Raw genomic sequence first — 21,310 nt, 5'->3', positions numbered from 1 at the left:
AAAACCGTTTCCATCTCATGCCAGGTTTTTGATAGTGTGTACCGGGTCTGACTATTTTTTACTTAAAAAACCTGATATTGGTTTTCATCGCTTATTTAGGTGAAATTGAGTCGATCCGTGTTTGAAAAAAAGTATACCATAACAGCAATCGCCTGAAACTCAAGGAGCACAACAATGTCCGTAGAACAACAACTCAGGACACAAAATACCGAATATAAAGATTTACTGGCAAAAACCTTGCAGGAATTAAAAATAATTGAGAAATTAGCTGATGTTGCTAAAAAGGATCAGCAGGCACAACAAATTATTACCAATATTGAGTTTGCATTAGAAGAAATGCAAAATCAGATGGGAACAGAAGCCGCTGCTAATTCAGGGGCAAAAAAAGCAGATCGAGACTTGTTTGACATACCACTGCTTGCCGAGAAAAACTGGATCGAACCCCCTTTATTTGCAGAAATTAAATCTAAATTACAAGCAAAAGTAGATGCGCAAAAAACACCCATATTAATTGAAGGGGAATGTGGCATGGGTAAATCCATGCTGGCAGCGCATTTGGCTTATGATCAGGATGTTCGCTCCCAGTTTTCAGATGGAATTTTCTGGATTGGCATGGATGCACATTCCGATATTTTTCAGCAATATCAACGTCTGGCAGGTTTTTTCAATAAATCCATACAAGCTTTTGTGGAGCCAGAAAACCTGTTAGCCTATATGCAGGATTTATTTGCTGCCCGTTGCTGTTTATTGATATTGGATAATGCTGAAGATATCGAAAGTGTTTTAGCATTTATGGAACTGGGCAACCAATGCCGGGTATTAATTACCACCCATAATGCAACCCTGCCGACTTTTTTACAATATAAAACCAATCAGACATTACATTATCAGTTAGCACCGCTAGAGCAACCCAGCGCAATAGAATTATTAGGTGATAACAGCCAGCAACCCATGCCCAGTACAGACTCATCACTTAATGGCATTCTTGAAACCTGCGCATCTAACCCATTGGCACTGAAATTAGCAGCCAATACACTGGCAAGCTGGTTAGAAACTGGCATGGTCAGTGATACGGAATCCGCCTGGAAACAATTACTGGAGCGTTTACAGGAAGATGACTGGGAGTTTGATGAAGGCCATCCTTATTATTTAATGCAGGCTTTGTATTTATACCTGGAAGCTCTGGGCGAGCAAGGCGAATGTTATCTGGTATTGGCGGTATTTGCAGACCCCAGTTGGATGCCCGTGCCGATTATTTTTATGCTGTGGCAATATATGTTCAATCTGCCAGCGCAGGAAGCGCAAAGTTTGCTGGATGACTTTGCTGAAAAAGGCTTGTTACAACAACATGGACAAGGCAAACAAGCTTATGTCAGTCTGCATAGTTTTCAATATGCCTATTTACATGATTTTTCAGATGTAGATAAACTACATCAGCATATGCTTGCAGCCTATTTGCGTCAATGCGGACAAGGCTGGTTAAGTGGCCCGGATGATGGTTATTTCTATACGCATGTGTGCACCCATCTACTGAAAGCCGGACGCTTGCAGGAAGCGCGTTCCTTGCTACTGAATTTTGACTGGATAAAAAAATCCTTTCAATATGGTGGCTTGCACCATGTCATCCATGATTATGGTTTATTAGATGATGCTGATTTGGCGCGGATACAACACGCCCTGCTCATGGCAGCTTCCGTGCTACACGAAGATCCCGGCCTGTTTGCCAGTGAGTTACTTGATCGTCTGTGGCAAAATGCTTCCAAGGATATCCAGGCAATGCTGAATCAGGCGAAAGAAACACTGCCAACCTGGGAACCACCGATGCCGGAAAATAATGAAGTGTAATAAGCTGTGTATTACGAATATTTTGGCCTGAACAGCCCGCCCTTTAAGATCACGCCCGATCCACAATTATTTTATCGTGGTGAAGAGCGTGGTTTGATGTTAGATGCTTTGGTTTACGCCGTTGGCAATGGTGAAGGCGTGGTTAAAGTCACGGGTGAAGTGGGCAGCGGCAAAACCATGTTGTGCCGAATGTTGCCGGAAAAACTGCCTGAGCAGGTGGAAGTGTTATATCTGGCAAATCCCCGCTTGACACCGGATACCATTTTACAGGCCATTGCGATGGAAATGGATTTGCAGTTTACAAATGATGTCAATCATTTACAGCTTATGCAGCGCCTGCATGAAACCCTGTTACAAAAACACAGTGAGAAAAAGCAGGTTTTATTGCTGGTGGAAGAAGCGCAGGGGATGCCACTGGAAACCCTGGAAGAGATTCGCCTGCTCAGCAACCTGGAAACCAGTCAGCATAAATTATTACAAATTATTCTGTTTGGACAACCGGAACTGGATGACAATCTGAAGCACAAAAGCATCAGGCAACTACGCGAGCGCATTACCCATCACTTTTACCTGCCGCCATTATTGGACATTCGGGGCTATCTGGATTTTCGTATGCAGATTGTGGGTTATCGCGGCCCCAGTGTATTTTCAGCCAGTGCATTACGGACGCTGAAACACTATTCTTTGGGCTTATTGCGGCGGGTGAACATCCTTGCCGATAAAGCCCTGTTAGCCGCCTTTTCTGATAATACCCACAGCGTCAGCAAAAAACATATATTACTGGCAGCCAAAGACAGTGGCTATCAAGAGCAAACCTTAAGGGGTTGGCAAAGAATGAGTCTGGCAAGCATGGGATTCATTTTATTAGTGGGCTTAGCCATCTTCGCCACCAAGCATTGGCTGCCGGGAAAACTTTTTTCCATGCCCTGGTTGCCTATTGGGCAATCCACTTTGACACCAGCCTCGATAACGGCCTCGACAATGGCCTCTGAACCACCAATCAATAAATGGTTTCAGGTAGGCGATCAACCTCTTCCAGTGATAACGATAGTGACACCTGAACCTTCCGCCCCACGATTAGAGACACCAGAGCATAGCCGTTTTTTCAGCTTTGACCAATCCTTATCCTTGACCAATATTGATTTGCCGCAAAAAATGCGTTACAGCAAAAACTGGAAAGAAAACCCGGATAAAGCTCGATATTACATACAGCTTATGCGATTAAATAGTGATAACCCCATCGTATTGCGTAAAGCATTGGCGCAAGATAATTTACAGACCCTGCAAAATCATTTATACCTGATAAAAAACAAAGCCAATATCTGGCTTTTAATCTATGCCGGTTTTAACAACCGCAAGCAGGCTCAGGCCGCTTTGCATCAATTACCAAATAGTTTGACCGTTTATAAGCCTTTTATTCGCAGCATTGAGTAATTAAGGCGATTGTCTTTTTAGACGGGGTTTATCAACAGCGCCTACAAGGCGCCCAGATATTTCTGAATCACTTTTTGCAAGCGTTTATCATCAGGAAATTTGGCAAAAGCTTTTTTCAGTATGTGACGGGCTTCGACTTCTTCACCCAACACCCATAAAACCTCAGCAAGATGGGCAGCAATTTCTGGATCATCTTTGAGTTGCAAGGCTTTGCGTAAATAACCCAGCGCTTTTTTATGCTCACCTAAATGATATAAAACCCAGCCCATGCTATCTAAAATATAAAAGGCATCCGGTTTTTGCTCATAAGCCTTATAAATCAGCTCATAGGCTTCCTGATAACGATTGGTGCGATCAGCCAGCGTGTATCCCAGGGCGTTTAAGGCATCAATATTTTCCGGTTCAAGCGCCAGAATTTTACGAAACCCGCGTTCACTGAGTTCAAGCTCATTGAGCAATTCCGCTGTCATTGCATGCATATACAACAGGTCAACATTTTCCGGATCGGCATCCAGGCCGCGCTGATAGACCTTGAGTACGGCATCATGGCGTTCCTGCTGAGTATAAATTTCTGCCTCAAGTTTAAGCAGCGTCAGTGATTCCTCAGCATCATTGCTGTTTAAGGATTTGAGATGCTCCAACGCAGGGTTATATTTTTTCTGATCAATATATAACAAAACAACACGTACATTAGCGCTGAAATAATATTGACTGGAGTGATCTATCCCTTTGTAAGCTTGTATCGCCAGACTGAATTTTTCTTCCTGCTCATCGGCCTGTCCCAGAAAATAGCGGGCGGTATCACGTTGCTCTTCCAGTTCCGCATTTTTTAATATTTCATTTAAATAAAGGCGCGCCTGCTTAAAGTTTTTATTTTGCAAATAAATCAATGACAAAGCATATAATGTATCGTAATCCCCTGGATTTTCCTGTAATAAGTGCTCAAACTGTTGCGCGGCTAAATCATATTCTTCTGCGCTGACCAGCATACGCGCATACATCATGCGCCAGTCATTGTGATCGGGATAGTTTTGCAGAAGATTACGCAAAAAACGCAGTGCCTTGGGCTGGCTATGCTGCTGATGTAATAACTCAACATATAACAAGACAGCTTCGGGGTGATTTGGTTGCAGATTCAACAGGCTCTCCAATACACTTGTCGCCTTATCCCCTTCTTCCGAGCCAATCAGTAATCGCGCATATAAATACAATAAAGCGGCATTTTCCGGTTGCGCCAGCACCAGCTTATCCATAACTTCAATCGCCGCTTTCTGGTTGCCGCCTTGTTTGAGCAATAAAATTAAAGTCTCAATTTGTTCATCCTGGCTGATGTCTGTTGCAGCTTTTGTGCTCTCCTGGCTATCGGTTTCCTGAGCATCAGCACTATCAGTAGCGATGTTGCTTGCCGCCAGCATCGCTTGTATCTGTTCAGCCGCTGCATCGGTTTCCCCGTGTTGTAATAAAGTCGCGATCAATGCCTGACGCGCACCTTTATTATCAGGTGCCAGGCGATACCATAATTTTGCAGCATCCAAGGCTAATTGGGGTAACTTGGCATATAAAGACAGACGGGTGGCGCGTGCGGCAATTTTGGGATTTTCTGAAGTTTTTGCAACTTCATAATAATGTTTTGCCGCAGTCGAATAATCGCCCTGAAATCCAGCCATTTCCGCAATCATCAACTGATACAGGCTGTTATGATAAATTCGCACCTGCTCTGCCGAATGAAAAGTCGGACGATTTTTCATGGCATTGTTGATATTTTTTTCTGCAATTTTTGCTGGTGGCATCAATTTTTGTTCTGGCACAGCCTTGTCAGGTTTGGCAACCGCCCCAGAATTTTTGCTGGCATCAGTATATTCAGCCGCTTGTGCCTTACCACTTGTTTCTTGTGGCGTTATAACTTCAGCGCGGTGTTCTACAGACAGCTCACTGGCGCAGCCTTGCAGGGCGGAATTTAAAATCAATATAAAAATAATCAAAATATTACGTAAAAACAGTTTCACAGCTTATTCCAGAAAAAACCATCCTGAATCCAGGAAAAAAATAAAATCGAATCTAGCAAGAGTATATAATAGCACCCTTTTTCCTCTAGGCGATTACTAGAGGTACCTTAATTTCCTAACCTTAAAGAAATCTTTTAATACGTTATGCGGTTATTTGCTTTTGGAATCAACCATAACACAGCCACTGTCGATATTCGGGAGCGTTTTAGTTTTACTGAAACGCAACTGCCCGTCGCGCTACAGGACTTAAAACAACAAACCGGCATTCGTGAAGCCGTGTTATTGTCTACCTGTAATCGCACCGAAGTGTACTGCGGAATACAAGAAGATGGCAGTCAGGTGATAGACTGGTTCAGCCAGTATCGTAACACCTCCCGTGACTTGCTGAATACCAGTTTATACGTGCACTCCGCCCGTTCTGCGGTGCGCCATCTGCTGCGCGTTGCCAGCGGCCTGGACTCTATGGTGTTGGGTGAGCCGCAAATTCTGGGGCAACTAAAAAATGCCTATCGCATTGCGCAGAAAAGCGGCACATTGGGCATGTTGTTGGGGCGTTTGTTTCAACACAGTTTTGCCGTTGCCAAACAAGTGCGCACCGATACCGCCATCAGCTCCAGCCCCATCTCTGTGGCTTTTGCCGCCGTGCGTCTGGCGCAGCAAGTGTTTGGCGATCTCAGCAATCGCACAGCGCTGCTCATTGGCGCAGGCGAAACCATAGAACTGGCAGCACGTCACCTCCATGAAAACCAGTTGGGGCGCATGGTGGTGGCAAACCGGACTTTGGAGCGTGCGCGGCATCTGGCAATGGCAATGGGCGGTTACGCCATTACCCTGCCGGAAATTTCTGAGCATCTGGCAGAAGCCGATGTCATTATCAGTTCCACCGGCAGTGACATCCCTGTTTTATTAGCCTCACAAATCCAGGAAGCCGTTAAAAAACGCAAACATCGGCCCATGTTTATTGTCGATATTGCCGTGCCGCGTGATGTTGAAGCAGCGGCGGGTGACTTGGAAAATGTGTATTTATATACGGTTGATGATCTCAATGATGTGATTCAGGAAAATCTGCGCAACCGCCAGCAGGCTGCGGTGCAGGCAGAAGAAATTATCGACACCCAGGTTACGCATTTTATCAGTTGGCTGGATTCCCTGGGCGCGGTGGATACCATTTGTGCAATTCGGGAACAGGCGCTGCAACAAAGGCAGGAAGTGAGTGATCGCGCCTTGCGCCTGCTGAAAAATGGCGGCGATCCTGAAGATGTGATTCAACAACTGGCCTATCAATTGACCAATACATTTTTACACGCACCTTCCACCCAATTACGGGAAGCCGCCAGTAATGGTGATGAGGAATTTATTGATGTCGCCCGGCAATTATTTAATCTGCCGGAAATTCCCCCGCAATGCACGCGTTCCGAAACTGTTACTAAACCATCATGAGCGAAGGCAGTGCGAAAAACCGGCGTGTACAAGTCGTACATGAGGATTTTTCACGCTGACCGCAACGCTGCTATGTCGAGCGCAATAGGTTTAGCAATCGTTTCTCAGGAGAAAAAAACATCATGAAACCGAGTATTTACAACAAACTGGAAAACCTTACCGAACGCCTGGAAGAATTGGGTGAATTATTGTCTGATGCTGAAATCATCAGCAACCAAAACCAGTTTCGTGAGTTGTCCATAGAATACGCTGAAATCAAGCCGGTGGTGGATAGCTTTAGCGCTTATCTGGAGGCCAACCAGGAACTGGACAATGCCAAGGAAATGGTTCATGACAGCGATCTTGAAATTCGGGAACTGGCGCATGAAGAAATCGCGGCAGCCAAAGCACAAATTGAACAGTTAGAGCAGGCATTACAAATTTTATTACTGCCTAAAGACCCGGATGATAACCGCAATATCTTTCTGGAAATTCGTGCTGGCACAGGCGGTGACGAGGCCGCTATTTTTTCTGGTGATTTATTGCGTATGTACTTGCGCTATGCCGAGCAGCAAAAATGGCAAGTTGAAGTAATCAGTGAAAATCAGGGCGAACATGGGGGTTATAAAGAAATCATTACCCGTATCGCTGGCTTAAACGTGTATTCCAAACTGAAATTTGAATCCGGCGCGCACCGCGTACAAAGGGTGCCAGAAACTGAAACTCAGGGCCGCATTCATACCTCAGCCTGCACCGTGGCAATCATGCCGGAAGTCGATGAAGTGGAAAATATCGACATCAATCCTTCCGATTTAAAAGTGGATACCTACCGCGCATCCGGTGCGGGTGGGCAGCACGTCAACAAAACCGACTCCGCCATCCGCATCACCCACCTGCCCAGTGGCATTGTTGTGGAATGTCAGGACGAACGCTCGCAGCACAAAAACCGCGCCCGCGCCATGTCTTTGCTGCAAGCACGTTTAAATAACGCCGAGCGCGAAAAGCAGGAAGCCGAACAAGCCGCAACCCGGCGCAGTCTGGTGGGCAGCGGGGATCGCTCCGAGCGCATCCGCACTTATAACTACCCGCAAGGGCGGGTGACGGATCACCGCATCAACCTGACTTTATACAAGCTAGAAGATGTGATGAATAATGGGCAACTAGGGGAAGTCATTGACCCCTTAACCCATGAATATCAGGCCGATCAACTCGCCAGCATGGGAGAATAAGCCTTTCACCATCGCTCCCACGCGCCCTGCGTGGGAACAAGAAATATTGTTCAAGCAACACTCCGATAAAATTTAAGTTCTATACTTAGGTAACTCGCAGCGAATAACACCTCCCATTTCGCTGGTCTTTTTACCCGTTTTCTGCGTTGTAAAAACCGTTACATAGCTCACTATGCGCCGGTTTTCACGCCTTGAAAACGGATAAAAATCCTGCGCGCCACGGGGATGTTATTTCTTGCAAGTTACCTTAGAAGTGAGAATTTTATAACGTCAGAAACCCTGCGCCCAGTTCCTGCACTTATTTCATCCTCACGCCTTAATCTTGGACTTCATTTATTTTGTCAGGGGGTTGATCATGTTGCGCTACTTCAAATATTTGCTACTCTCTATCCTTTTTTTACCCGCAGCGTTGCTGGCTTTGGAGTTCACGCCAGCAAGCCCGCAAGTGGAAGCTGGTTACAGCCGTAGTCTGGAAATTTCCGGTGGTGAAGGTCTGGTCTTGTGGAGTGCCTTGAAAGGTCGCATTGAAGGCGCGGGGGATCGGGTGTTGTATACCGCGCCCTTACAGGCGGGTACCGATGTGGTCACGGTGCTGGACAGCTTGGCGCAGTTTGCAGTGTTATCCATTACTGTCACCCCCTCAGTGCAACCCCCGCTGGAAGTGTCGATGGAAAATGCCCGTTGGCAGATTTTCAGTAACCGCAGCAAAATTCAGTCTATTGTTTACAGCGAAGATGGCGAAAGCCTGTGGATTGCCACTCAGGGCGGTATTGAGCAGCGTGATCCTTATTCCGGGGAAATCCTGCAAGTGCTGACTTCTGCTGATGGCTTGCCGTATAACCGTATCATCTCTCTGGTCAGTGATGGTAATAACGGTTTCTGGGCCGGTACGGTTTTTGGCCTGGTGCATGGCGAGGCTGATGGTAAAAATATTCATACGATTTATCCTTCTGAATCGACCGATCTGTATGATGATCATATCTCTGCTTTATATCTGGATAATCAACACGGTTTATGGGTCGGTGTGCGTGGCTCGCTACTTTATCGGGATGCTGACGAACAATGGCAGCAATGGAAACTGACTGAAGTGGGTTTCCCGGAAAGTGATAATGAGGTTAACAGGCTGTGGCTGTCAGCTGATGAAAGCCAGTTATGGATGGGCACGGATCAGGGCTTGGCCTGGTTGGAGCGGGATACCGAAACCTGGCAGGTTTTTTCCCCGGACAACAGCCCCCTGCAAGGGCGTATTGTCAGGGCTATCAGCGGTGATGATGCTGGTGGCGTATGGATTGGACTGGGTGCAGAGGATGAAACCGGTGGTCTGGCACATCGTGATGTCAATGGAGCATGGTCTAGCCTGACCGAGCAGAATTCGGATTTGCCTTATAACTATATCGGGCAATTACTGGCTGATGGTGAAGGTGGTTTATGGGTGGGCATGAGCGGTGGCGGCTTGGCACATCTGGATGCAGATAATGATTGGGCGAGCATGAATCATTACGATAGCGATTTACCTAATGATAACATCAGTGTTCTGACCAAAACCCTGGATGAAGAACTGCTGATAGGCATGTCCGGCTGGGATGGCGGGGGCTTGGCCTTGTTCACAGATTTAACGGATTTCAGCGCGGGTGAAATCCAGGTATTGGATACCAGCGCAGATAGAATTCCAGATAATGAAATTCAAACGATTCTGGTTGATAGCCAGGGCGGAACCTGGATTGGTGCGGGTGGGTTTCTGCTGCATATCCTAGCGGATGAAAGCCAGGTATTGTTTGACCAGAGCAATTCTCCGCTGCCGGTTAATGATACGCGGGTGATGAGCCTGCTGGAAGATGTCGATAATGGCGGTATGTGGGTTGCGACTTTGGATAATGGCCTGTTTTATCGCGGCAGCAGCGGCGACTGGCAACAATACACTGTAGACAATTCTGGCCTGCCCAGTAATCAATTATACGAATTATTACATGATAATGAAGATGGCTTCTGGATTACTACCAAAGATACCGGTCTGGTGCATTTTGATGCGCTGGCTACCGGTGCATGGACGGTGTATAACCAGGATAATACCGGTTTTCCCAATAATCGGATTCAGACCCTGTTGCTGGATGAAGATGATGCCGTGTGGCTGGGTTTTGGCCTGGATGAACTCGACCCCGGTATCCCTGGTGGTCTGGCGCGGCGAGACCAGCTTGGTAATTGGACTTTCTGGGCAAAAAATGCCTCCACCCTGCCAGATGATGATATTACGGCTTTATTGATGGATGGCGTTGGTGGCTTATGGATAGGTACCCGCAATCAAGGTCTGCTGCACTGGAATGATATGCAGCAAATGCAGGCGCATTTTCAGGAATTACCGGAACAATTGCCGGGCAGTTCCATCCAGGGCTTGATGGATGATGGCAATGGTGGTTTATGGATTGCAGTGTATTGGTCTGGTTTGGCTCATCGCAGTAATAGCGGCGTGTGGACACATTTTGACAATAGCAACAGTCAGTTGCCGGATGAGTCGGTTGCCGTACTCAGCCAGAATGTGGAAGGTGGCTTGTGGCTGGGTACTCAACAGGGGCTGGCAATGCTGAATTTCGGAGAAAAAAATAAATTATTACGCAGTATTTCCGAGCAGAGCGCCAGAGACAGTTTGTTACAGGAACGTCGTGCCGCGCTGATTATTCATCCTTCCGGTAGTGGCAGCGGTTATAACCAGGCGGCGGCGGTGGATTTTATGGCAACTTATGCCTACCGCAGCCTCAGCGCCCGTGGTTATGACAATGATGAAATCTATTTTCTCTCCTATAAACCGGATATTGATGTCAACGGTGACGGGCAATCTGACTTGAATGTGATCGATGCCCCGGTCACGCTTACCCAGCAACGCACAGGCACGCCTGCCAGAGATTTGCAGCAGACTGATATTGAAATTGCACTTCGCTGGGCTAAAAATCAAGGTTCGCTGGATCAGCCCTTAGTGGTTTTGTTTATTGATCACGGCTTGCCGGAATCCTTATTGCTCGATCCGCAAGGGCTGGACAGTATTTCTGCACAAGCACTGGACGCGCTGCTGGATGATTATCAGCAAACCACAGGGAACAGTGTGGTGGTGGTATTGGAAGCCTGCCATACCGGCACCGTGGCGGCAGTCTTAAGTGACACTGAGCGTCTGGTTATCAGCAGCACTGATGCACAACTGGCCTATTATGACGATCTGGGGCGGCTGTCTTTCCTTAAATTATTTTTTGACCAGTTGCGCCAGGGGGAAAATTACCAGCAGGCCAGGGAAACGGTTGCCGCCAGTCTAAGCGGGCTGCGCTGGCCCTTAAACCAGCAACAACCCCAGTTATATGATGAAGATGGGCAACTCAGCTACGCCTGTCTTAACGGTTGCTTTGGTGGCCTGCCCGGTTTGCTGACGCTCACCGTAGAGCCACCGCCCAGCGTGGTTGCACCGGGGCAAAGTCTGCCACTGCAAGTGGCAACCCATATTGGCAGTGGCAGCGTGCGTAATGTCTGGGCCTCACTGAGTACGCCGGAAGTTGCCAGCCAACGTAATGAATTTGGTTATTCACGTAACCCCACGCCCAATTTTTATTTGCGCCGTAGCGAAACCGGTGACTGGCAGGGTAATATTGATGCGTTTAATTACCAGGGCGATTACCAGTTGACGGTCAAAGCGGAAGATAACAGCGGTTTTATTACCGAATCGCCAAGTATTAACTTAAAAGTGGAAAGTGGTATTGCCATACAAGGCGCTGATTTTGATGCCAACACAGGCTTGCTGCATGTACCCGTTGTCACCCTCGCTAATACTGTGGGCGGTACGGATTATTTCCAGGTGGATTTATTGCTGGAAGATAGGCCGGATGGTCTGCTATTCAATATTGATGCTATTGATATGCTAAGCGGGCAACCCGGCGGTGTCAGTTATGCCAACTTTGAACTGAGCAGCGGCTTGCTTTATGTGCCGGATATTCAACTCAGTAGCGAGGTGGATGGGCCGCGTTATAATGCGGATTTACAACTCATGGCGGATGGCGGTTTATTATTGCAACGGCTTGGGCAACAATAGTGTATAGACTCTATGGTATGGGTGTGTACAATATAGTGCTGATTATTGAGCTTAGGAGTGAGAATTTTATAACTTCAGCAACCTGGCTGGTCTTTTTCTCCATTTTCTACGTTGTGAAAACAGTTACATAGCTTGCTATGCGCCTGTTTTCACGCCTTGAAAATGAATAAAAATCCTGCGCCCAGTTTCTGTATTTATTTCATCCTCACTCCTTATTTGCTAATGTTACGCAGTTGCGTGTTTTTTAGCACAAAACCTGGTTTACCGAGAGACAAATGTAAACCAGCGTGAAGCAATAGCGATTTTTTCGCATTCCAAACCTTCAAGACCTGCGAAAAAGAAGCTTTTGCGTAACACTCGTTATTGTTTACAGAAAATGGACTTTATCCATGTTAGCACCTGAACCTGCCGGATTTCATTTTGCACAAGCTGCCTGGTTGTACCTGTTACTGCTGCCGCTGATATTGTGGTTATTACCACCGGGTAAGCAATCTGTCAGAAATGAACAGGAACGTCTGCGCCGTTATGCCGACACGCATTTATTGCCGCATGTTTTAATTTATCCTGAAGCGGAAGCACGTCGTAAACGCCAAAGTCTGATGTTATGGGCGGCGTTGTGGATCTTTGGTGTATTGGCAATGGCGGGGCCGCGCTGGGATTTTCGGGATGTGAACGTATTTCAACCGGGTTCCGATTTGGTGGTGCTGATGGACTTATCGCGCTCAATGGCGGTGAACGATGTGCGCCCTTCCCGGTTGGGGCGTGCGCGTCAGGAAGTCATGGATTTACTGGATAACACTCAAGGTGTCCGGGTGGGTATTATCGCTTTTGCCACCATTGCCCATGTGGTTGCACCGATTACCGAAGACAGCCACACATTGAAATATACATTGACATCTTTATCCACCGATTTAGTCCGCTTGCAAGGCAGTCGCCTGACTCGCGCCCTGGATCGCGCAGAACAATTATTTGCCGGACAACCTGATGGCAACTCACGCGCCGTTTTATTACTCAGTGATGGTGATTTTAATGAACCGGATTTGGCGCAACGGATTCAGACATTACGCGCGCAAGGCATTCATTTTTATGTGCTGGGTATCGGCACGGAAAAAGGCAGTCGCGTACCCGCACCCAAGGAAACCAGCGCTAACTGGGTATTAGATCCCAAAGGTCAGGCGGTTGTTTCCAAGCTCAATGAAGCGCAACTGGAAAAGCTGGCAGACATGGGCGGTGGTTTTTATCAACGCGCGCATTATAAAGATAATGATACCAAAGCATTGATGCAACAGATTCAATCGGATGCACCACCGGTATTAGAGCGTAACCCGCTGCGTTTATGGAATGAGCGTTATTATCTGCCATTGATATTATTGATGTTATTGCTATTGATGCGGTTTCGTCGTGGCAGCGCAGTTTTAAGGCATTGAGATTATGAAAAATTTGATTTTATTGATGAGCCTGTGGCTTTCCGGGCCAGCATCTGCAACGACTGAGCAGATGCTTAGCAACTGGTTTAAAAACGATACGCAGAAAACGGCGGAATTATTTCAGCAAGGCCAGTATGAAAAAGCTGCAAAAAGTTTCAAAGACAACTACCGGCGCGGTGTAGCACTTTATCGCATTGGTGATTATGAAGCGGCAGCAAGTGCGTTCCAACATGTGACTCGCGCCGTGGTACAAACCGATGCTTTATATAATCTGGGTAACAGTTATTATCAACTGGAGCGTTACCGGGATGCGATAGAAACTTATGAACAAGTGCTGGAGCGTGACAGCGAGCATGAAGATGCGCAATATAATCTGGCGCTGGCAAAAGGCCAGTTAGCACTGATTGCGCCGGAATTACTGGCAGAGATGGAAAAAGAAAAAGAAGATGCTGCAAAACAGGAAGCGGCGGAAGAAGACAAGCCGGAAGAAGAAACCCAGGAAGAGGCTGAGCAGAAACAACAGCAGCAGGAAGAAACTGAGCAAAAACAAGAGCAAGAGCAAGAAGAACAAAGCCAGGAGCAGCAAGCCAGCGAACAGCAGGAACAGAAAGAACAGCAGGAAAAACAGGAACAAGAAGAAAGCCAGAGCGGTGACTCGGAAGAGAAAAAAGAACAGGAAGGAGAAGAACAGAAAGAAGACAGCGAGCCGCAGGAAGAACAGGAAGGCGAACAACAAAAACAGGACGAGCAGGAGAAAAAAGACAGCCAGAGCGGAGAGTCTGAACAAAAACAATCCGGGGAAAGCGAGCAGCAGGACGAGTCCGGCGAAAGTTCAGAAGATGCCCAGTCTGGAGAACAATCTGGCGAGCAGGACAAACCCAGCGAATCTGAAGAAGGTGCCAGCCAGGAAGAACAGGACAGCGAAAGCCAGCAAGGTGGAGCGCAGTCTGAACAGGAAAATGAAGCCGATTCCGAGCAAGGCAAAGAAGAACAAGAACAAAGCGAAAAAGGCGGTCAGGAACAGCAGGAAACCGAGCAAAAAGGCGAGGGCGAAGAAGCACAGGAAAAAAACCAAACAGGCGAACAGGAAAGTGACGACCCTGAACCAAAACAAGATAAGGGCGGCGAAGAGGAACAGGAACAAAAATCTGAAGGCGATAAGGAAGATAAAACTCAGGAACAGGCTGCAAAAGACAGCGAGCAAGGTGAGCAAAAATCTGAGCCTGATGCCGGAAAAACAGAAGAATTCCCGAACCAGGAAGATACTGGAAAATCAGAAGATAAACAAAGTGAAGAACAAAGCGGGGAAGGCATGGAACCAAAACCTGAACCAGAACCCGGTGAGGAAGCCAGCAAAGGTGAAGATGAAACCCAGGAAACCCCCAGTGCTGGAGAATCTGAGGAAGAAGATACCAAAGGTGAAGAAGGTGGTGAAGATCAGCCTGCTGAAAATGCCCCGGCAAAACAACACAGCCTGGAAGATCTTTCCAGTAAAGCAGTCAGTGAATTTGACCAGATGAACCAAGGTCAGGAGCAAGACCCGAAAGATGGCGAAGAAGGTAGCGCCATAGGCAGCCAACCGCAAGCTGGGCAACGCCCTAACATACCGGAAGCACTGGTGGATCAAATCTTGAATCGCGTGGAAAGTAACCCAGGGCGTTTATTAGGCAGTCAGTTTTTACTGGAAGAGCGCCGCGCCTGGGAATTCAGCCAAAGGCAGTTGATTGAAACAAGGCCTTGGTAAATTAACCTGAATTCGATGTAAGCTCAATTCATCCGCTTCGCGTCTGAAAACCGCTTACATCTCATGCTAATTTATTGTTAGGAGTGAGGATGAAATAAATGCAGAAACTGGGCGCAGGATTTTTATTCATTTTCAAGGTGTGAAAACAGGCGCATAGCAAGCTATGTAACTGTTTTCACAACGCAGAAAATGAAGGAAAAGACCAGCCAAGTTGCTGAAGTTATAAAATTCTCACTCCTTAGAGTAAAAAACACAGAAACAGGAGTAACCTTTGAGCTTCAATAAAAAGAAAGTAAGTCTTATAGCAGAGAAAGCATGTATAAATGAGGATGAGAAAACTTTAATTAGTTCATTCGTAGAGGTTTGCTCCTTCCTCTCAGAATTTCCAGATGAGCTTTCATGGCGAACCAGCAAGGTTAATCCAAAAAAACCAGATGCAGCCACTGATGAAGGTCTAGAAATGTTGGCAAATCGCTACTTTGAAGCATACAGAAGGTCAGACTTTCCGGCAGAACCAAGTACGATACCTGACGAAATGGTATCTGTTATTATGGAAAATGCGTATGGATATTCAGCGGCAGAATGTGAAAAAATAAAAGTTGAGCATCAGTATTCAATGTGTGCTGAAAACTGCGTTGGTAATTTATTAGAAAGGTACTTAGATTCACAGCTAAGGTCAAGCCATTGGAATTGGTGCTGTGGAGAATTTGTAAAAGCAATAGACTTTTTAGGTAAAAATGATAATGGTGAATGGATCGCGCTTCAAATAAAAAATAGAGATAACTCTGAAAACTCATCTAGTAGTGCAATTCGAGACGGAACTAGAATTCAAAAATGGTTCAGGTCTTTTTCAAAAGACACAAAAAAAGGCAGGCCTAGCTTTACTAATTGGCAGAAATTACCATCATTAATACAAGGCTATAATCTAAACGAAAAAGAATTCAAATTATTTGTAAGTAAATATATTAAAGAAGAAAAAAAGAACTTGGGTAAATAGAGTTACCCAAAGCTTATTTCTTTTTGCTTCAATGTTGGTTCTATAGATTTTTTGTAAGCTTCATTGAATTGTATCTCCCACTCATGATTGCTGGTATTTTTATATCTTGAATAACTAAATCCAATAAATTGATTTACTTTTTCATTATTAATGAGGGAGATAATAAGTTTCCCAATAGCACAGCCGAGGCTAGAAGGTACGGCATTTCCAACTTGCTTATATTGCTGTACAAGAGGCCCAGTTACCTCCCAATTATCTGGAAATTCTTGAATACGTTTATACTCCTGAATAGACAATGGTCTGTCTTCTTCTGGGTGTGCTAAATCGGTTGCTGGCATAGCAGGATGAGTAACAATTGTTGGTGAAGGCTTGTTCCAGTCTAACCTCCTTAAAAACCCCGTTTTTCCTCCGCCAGCATAAAAAGATTTACCTAACGCTTCTTTTTGTATTTTTTCTGGTAAGTTTTTCCAATTTTCACCTGACTTTAACATTCTATAGTATTTCAAACGCTTTTCTGGAAAGTTTAAGTGTTGATGCTCTTTTAAGCCTTTTACAGCCTGTTTAAATGTTTTCCATTTTGGTAAGCCGTATTCTTTTTTCTCAGAGTGTGTTGGTAATAAATATGGAGGAGTTTCCCCATCTCTCGCACATACAATTATTACGCGCTCTCTTATTTGTGGCGAGCCAAAATTGGCAGAATTATAGAGATTAAAAGAGTAAGAATATCCTGATTTTTTTAACTTTGATAAAATAAAATTCAAGGCTCCACCTTTCATTTCATCAGCAGTTAGGTCAGGAAATTCAGAGCCTCTTTCATCATGGGGCCTATGATGCATTGGGCAAGATAGCAGACCTCTTACATTTTCAATTACAATATATTTAGGATTTAACTCAATAGCCAAATCGATATATTTTAGAAACACATTGCCTCGATCATCATTAAAGGCCTTGCGTTTCCCTGCTGTACTAAAAGCTTGGCAAGGTGGGCCACCAATTATAAGGTCAATATCATCCGCTTCTCTAAGTCCCGAAGCATTCAATATATCCTGTTTAGAATAATCGTTTATGTCACTCAATAGAGCCATATTAGGCTTGTTAAGCGCGATTGTCTGACGACAATATTTATCAATTTCACACGCAAGTCGAACATCAAATCCTGCTTTTTCAATACCAAGGTCTAGCCCCATTGCACCTGAGAAAAAACTTAGAGCGATGGGTTTAGTATTTTTATGTACATCATAAGTTGCGTGATCTTCTGCAACCACATGAGCCGATTGTAGTCCGTAATGATTTACTGAATCTTGCTCGAGCATCCATGAGCGACCAAATTTAGTGGCTGAAAGAACACCAGTGCGGCATAATGTGCGTACTCGTTGCTCACTAATATTTAGTGTATTAGCCGCTTCTTTTATTGTGATATTGGTACTCATGTGGGTGTTCCTTATCGAAACCTACAGCAAGTACCTAGTATAATAAACAAATATTGAATGTCAATGCAAAAATGCTCTAACAAATAGCCCCACCGGATCAGATACTACCCATGCAACCTGCGCTCTAAGCCGCTGGTTTGCAAAATGGTGGTTGCGATCTCTTCAATTGAAACAGCGCTGGTATCCAGAAAGGGAATATGCTGCGCCCGATAGATTTTTTCTACGGCATTCACTTCATATTGACACTGCTGGTACTCAGCATAGCTGCTATCCGGGCGGCGTTCTTTGCGAATCTGTTGTAAACGCTCGGGGGCAATGGTCAAGCCAAACAGCTTGTCGCGATAAGGTTTCAGGACTTCAGGGAGACGTGAGCTTTCCAGATCATCGTCAACCAGTGGATAGTTGGCGGCAAGGATGCCATATTGCAGTGCCAGAAACAGGCAACTTGGGGTTTTTCCGCTGCGCGATACACCCAGTAAGATGATGTCGGCCTTGGGGAAGTGCTTTAAGGTATTGCCATCATCATTAGCCAGCGAGAAATTGAGCGCATCAATGCGTAATTTATAGGTCGAGTAAATCCTCATGCCGTGTGATCGTCCCACGGCGTGAGCGGAGTGAATACCCAGTTCCTGTTCCAGCGGGTGAATGAAGGTATTGAGCAGGTCAAATATCATCCCCTCGCTTTGCTCAATCACTTTGATGACGGCTCGATCAATGAGCGTGATAAACAGCAGTGGCTTGCAGGCATAATGCTCAGCCGCCGCATTAATCTGTACGACTGCCTGCTCTGCCTTCTCCACCGAATCAATAAAGGGAAGATTGATCTGCTCAAACTCGATAGACTCGAATTGCGTGAGCAGACTATGCCCCATCATTTCAGCGGTGATGGCGGTGCGGTCTGATACAAAAAAAGCGGCGCGTTTCATCTAACTATCCATTTGCTGTGCCAGGAACTGCCCCGTCTGAACGACGGTATCCGGGTTTAATGAGATGCTGCTGATACCCTCTTCCAGCAGCCATTGCGCAAAATCAGAATGATCGGAAGGCCCTTGACCACAAATGCCGACATATTTATCAGCCCGGTTACAGGCAGCAATAGCCAGATGCAGCATTTTTTTCACCGCAGGGTCGCGTTCATCAAAGGCATGGGCGATAAGGCCGGAGTCTCTATCCAGTCCCAGCGTCAACTGGGTCATATCGTTGGAACCGATAGAGAAGCCGTCAAAGTATGTCAAAAATTCATCGGCAAGGATCGCATTGGAGGGGAGTTCGCACATCATAATGATCCGCAACCCGTTTTTACCTCGCTCCAGACCATTTTCTGCCAGCAGCTTGATCACTTCTTCGGCTTCGGTCAGGGTACGTACAAAGGGGATCATAATTTCCAGGTTAACAAAACCCATTTCATCACGCACCCGTTTAAGCGCCTGACATTCAAGATCAAAGCACTGCCTGAAATCTGAGGAAATGTAACGTGAAGCACCACGAAAGCCAATCATTGGATTTTCTTCATGTGGCTCGTAGTTTTCGCCCCCCAGCAGATTGGCGTATTCGTTGGATTTAAAATCCGACATGCGCACAATCACGGGTTTATGGTTAAACGCAGCAGTCAAGGTGCTGATGCCTTCAACCAGTCGATCAACGTAGAAACTCACCGGATCGGCATAGGCGCTGGTGAGTTCACTGATCTGCTGCTGTAATTCCGGGGTCTGTTGCTCAAATGCCAATAAGGCTTTGGGGTGAATGCCTATCATGCGGTTAATGATAAACTCAAGCCGCGCAAGACCGATGCCTTCATTGGGAATACCGGCAAAATCAAAAGCCCGATCCGGGTTGCCGACATTCATCATCAGTTTGGTGGGCAACTCTGGGGTGTCACCTGCATTTGTTTTCTGGATCTGGAAGTTAAGCTCTCCCTGGTAAATGTGACCGGTGTCACCTTCAGCGCAGGAAACAGTCAGTGGCGTATCTTGCTTGAGCACTTCGGTGGCATTACCACAACCAACAACCGCAGGGATGCCCAGTTCACGGGCAATGATTGCGGCATGACAAGTACGTCCGCCGCGATTGGTGACAATGGCGGCAGCGCGTTTCATGACGGGTTCCCAATCGGGGTCGGTCATGTCTGTTACCAGTACGTCACCCTTCTGCACTTGATCCATCTGTGCGATGTCATTAATGACGCGCGCAGGTCCTGAGCCTATGCCGCCACCGATGGCGCGACCCTCGCAAAGCAGCTCGCCTTTTTCATTAAGCTGGTAGCGTTCAATGATATTTTTATTTTCACGACTTTTGACGGTCTCAGGACGTGCCTGAACGATATAGAGTTTATTGTCATCACCATCCAACGCCCACTCGATATCCATCGGGCATTGATAGTGTTTTTCAATAGTGATGGCTTGTGCGGCGAGTGATTCGAGCTGCGCATCAGTCAGACAATATCTGCTCCGATCTGCACCAGCTACATCAATTGTTTTGATGGTGCGACCGATAGTGGTGTTGTCATCGTAAACCATTTTTAGTGCTTTGCTGCCGAGGGTACGGCGCAGTACCGCAGGTCGTCCTGCTGTCAGCGTCTCTTTGTGGACATAGAATTCATCGGGGTTAACCGCGCCCTGTACCACAGCTTCACCCAAGCCGTAAGAGCCGGTAATCAGCACCACGTCATTAAAACCTGATTCGGTATCCAGGGTAAACATCACGCCACTGGCACCGGTTTCTGAGCGCACCATGCGTTGAATACCGGCAGAGAGCGCAACATCAATGTGATCATAGCCTTGATGTACACGGTAGGAGATAGCGCGATCATTGTAGAGCGAGGCAAAGACATGTTTAACGGCTGAAAGTACGCTATCGATGCCTTTTACATTCAAAAAGGTCTCTTGTTGCCCGGCAAAAGAAGCATCAGGCATGTCTTCAGCGGTGGCTGATGAGCGCACGGCGACAATCGCGCCACCTTCAATACCTTCAGACATGACATCATAGGCATGGCATAAGCCATCTTTTAAGTCTTCTGGAAACGGGACATCGATCATCCAGCGGCGAATGCTATTACCCGCTTCTGCCAGTGCGGTAACATCATTGGTATCCAGCGTAGAGAGCAACGCGTTAATGCGCTCATCGAGTTGCTCATGCTGAAGAAAACGTCTGAATGCGTCAGCGGTGGTTGCAAAACCCCCTGGTACCTTCACCCCCATTGCTGAGAGTGAGCTGATCATTTCTCCCAGTGAAGCGTTTTTACCACCCACGCGTGACACATCAGACATACCGAGTGATTCAAACTTTACGATATTTTCGTCCACAACAGACCCCTTTAAGGTTTTATTAGCTGTTGATAAACCGTGTTGCAATATGCCACTAAGTAGGTGGATATAATTATGATTACCTACTTATATCAAGCACAATAGGTTTACCAGTCCTTTTTTATAAAGAATTAGTCAACAGCAAAAATATTATTTAACCTGAACTCGACATAAGTTTTTTAATGAAAACCAGTCAAACTTCACCACGCACCAGCAACAATTTAGCGTGAGGTGGAAGCGGCTTTCACCGCTTTTGGTGGTGAATAAAGCTTATGCCGAACTCAGGTAAACTATTTATTTTTGCACGACTTTTTACCATGACATCCACAACTGGAACCGCAGCCCCTTCCTTCTTCCCTTACTGGCCCAAACTCTGGGTGACGTTTTGAAAAAATACGGGAGAAGTGCTGT

The 21,310-nt window shown here is 46.2% G+C and carries 12 protein-coding genes; 8 read left to right on the top strand and 4 right to left on the bottom strand.

Annotated features, from left to right (window positions below; translation table 11 throughout):
• Positions 1 to 174 precede the first annotated feature (174 nt).
• Positions 175 to 1,845, top strand: a complete 1,671-nt coding sequence (locus QUF61_RS00670) for an NB-ARC domain-containing protein (protein WP_289679961.1) — start codon at positions 175 to 177, stop codon at positions 1,843 to 1,845.
• Between the two features lie 6 nt (positions 1,846 to 1,851).
• Positions 1,852 to 3,279: an AAA family ATPase gene (locus QUF61_RS00665; RefSeq protein WP_289679960.1), complete on the top strand. Its 1,428-nt coding sequence runs from the start codon at positions 1,852 to 1,854 to the stop codon at positions 3,277 to 3,279.
• Between the two features lie 41 nt (positions 3,280 to 3,320).
• Here the strand turns inward: QUF61_RS00665 and QUF61_RS00660 are convergent, their stop codons facing one another.
• Positions 3,321 to 5,285 carry a tetratricopeptide repeat protein gene (locus QUF61_RS00660; protein WP_289679958.1) on the bottom strand — a complete coding sequence of 655 codons (1,965 nt, stop codon included), beginning with the start codon at positions 5,283 to 5,285 and terminating at the stop codon, positions 3,321 to 3,323.
• 144 nt (positions 5,286 to 5,429) lie between these two features.
• Between QUF61_RS00660 and hemA the strand changes: the two genes are divergently transcribed.
• From hemA to QUF61_RS00630, 6 genes are all read left to right on the top strand, one after another.
• Positions 5,430 to 6,725 carry a glutamyl-tRNA reductase gene (gene hemA / locus QUF61_RS00655; RefSeq protein WP_103921384.1) on the top strand — a complete coding sequence of 432 codons (1,296 nt, stop codon included), beginning with the start codon at positions 5,430 to 5,432 and terminating at the stop codon, positions 6,723 to 6,725.
• 122 nt (positions 6,726 to 6,847) lie between these two features.
• Positions 6,848 to 7,933 carry a peptide chain release factor 1 gene (gene prfA, locus QUF61_RS00650; RefSeq protein ID WP_103921385.1) on the top strand — a complete coding sequence of 362 codons (1,086 nt, stop codon included), beginning with the start codon at positions 6,848 to 6,850 and terminating at the stop codon, positions 7,931 to 7,933.
• Between the two features lie 355 nt (positions 7,934 to 8,288).
• Positions 8,289 to 11,999, top strand: a complete 3,711-nt coding sequence (locus tag QUF61_RS00645) for a ligand-binding sensor domain-containing protein (protein ID WP_289679957.1) — start codon at positions 8,289 to 8,291, stop codon at positions 11,997 to 11,999.
• 389 nt (positions 12,000 to 12,388) lie between these two features.
• Positions 12,389 to 13,426: a vWA domain-containing protein gene (locus QUF61_RS00640; RefSeq protein ID WP_103921387.1), complete on the top strand. Its 1,038-nt coding sequence runs from the start codon at positions 12,389 to 12,391 to the stop codon at positions 13,424 to 13,426.
• A gap of 4 nt (positions 13,427 to 13,430) precedes the next feature.
• Positions 13,431 to 15,170 carry a tetratricopeptide repeat protein gene (locus QUF61_RS00635; protein WP_289679956.1) on the top strand — a complete coding sequence of 580 codons (1,740 nt, stop codon included), beginning with the start codon at positions 13,431 to 13,433 and terminating at the stop codon, positions 15,168 to 15,170.
• A gap of 271 nt (positions 15,171 to 15,441) precedes the next feature.
• Entirely contained in the window at positions 15,442 to 16,167 is a 726-nt protein-coding gene (locus tag QUF61_RS00630) for a SinI family restriction endonuclease (RefSeq protein ID WP_103918363.1), read from the top strand.
• 2 nt (positions 16,168 to 16,169) lie between these two features.
• Here QUF61_RS00630 and QUF61_RS00625 read toward each other — a convergent pair whose 3' ends face one another.
• The 3 genes from QUF61_RS00625 to ppsA form a co-directional block, all read right to left on the bottom strand.
• The gene (locus QUF61_RS00625) at positions 16,170 to 17,597 is read right to left on the bottom strand and encodes a DNA cytosine methyltransferase (RefSeq protein WP_103918362.1); all 1,428 of its coding nucleotides are present in this window, start codon (positions 17,595 to 17,597) and stop codon (positions 16,170 to 16,172) included.
• 104 nt (positions 17,598 to 17,701) lie between these two features.
• Positions 17,702 to 18,523, bottom strand: a complete 822-nt coding sequence (gene ppsR, locus QUF61_RS00620; protein WP_289679952.1) for a posphoenolpyruvate synthetase regulatory kinase/phosphorylase PpsR — start codon at positions 18,521 to 18,523, stop codon at positions 17,702 to 17,704.
• On the bottom strand, positions 18,524 to 20,899 hold the full coding sequence (gene ppsA / locus QUF61_RS00615) for a phosphoenolpyruvate synthase (protein ID WP_289679951.1): 2,376 nt from the start codon (positions 20,897 to 20,899) through the stop codon (positions 18,524 to 18,526).
• Between the last annotated feature and the right edge of the window lie 411 nt (positions 20,900 to 21,310).

Source organism: Candidatus Venteria ishoeyi (assembly GCF_030378065.1).
In the GTDB taxonomy this organism is placed as follows: Bacteria; Pseudomonadota; Gammaproteobacteria; order Beggiatoales; family Beggiatoaceae; genus Venteria; species Venteria ishoeyi.
Note: the sequence above shows the minus strand (reverse complement) of the source record. Positions and strands in the feature narration are given on the sequence as shown.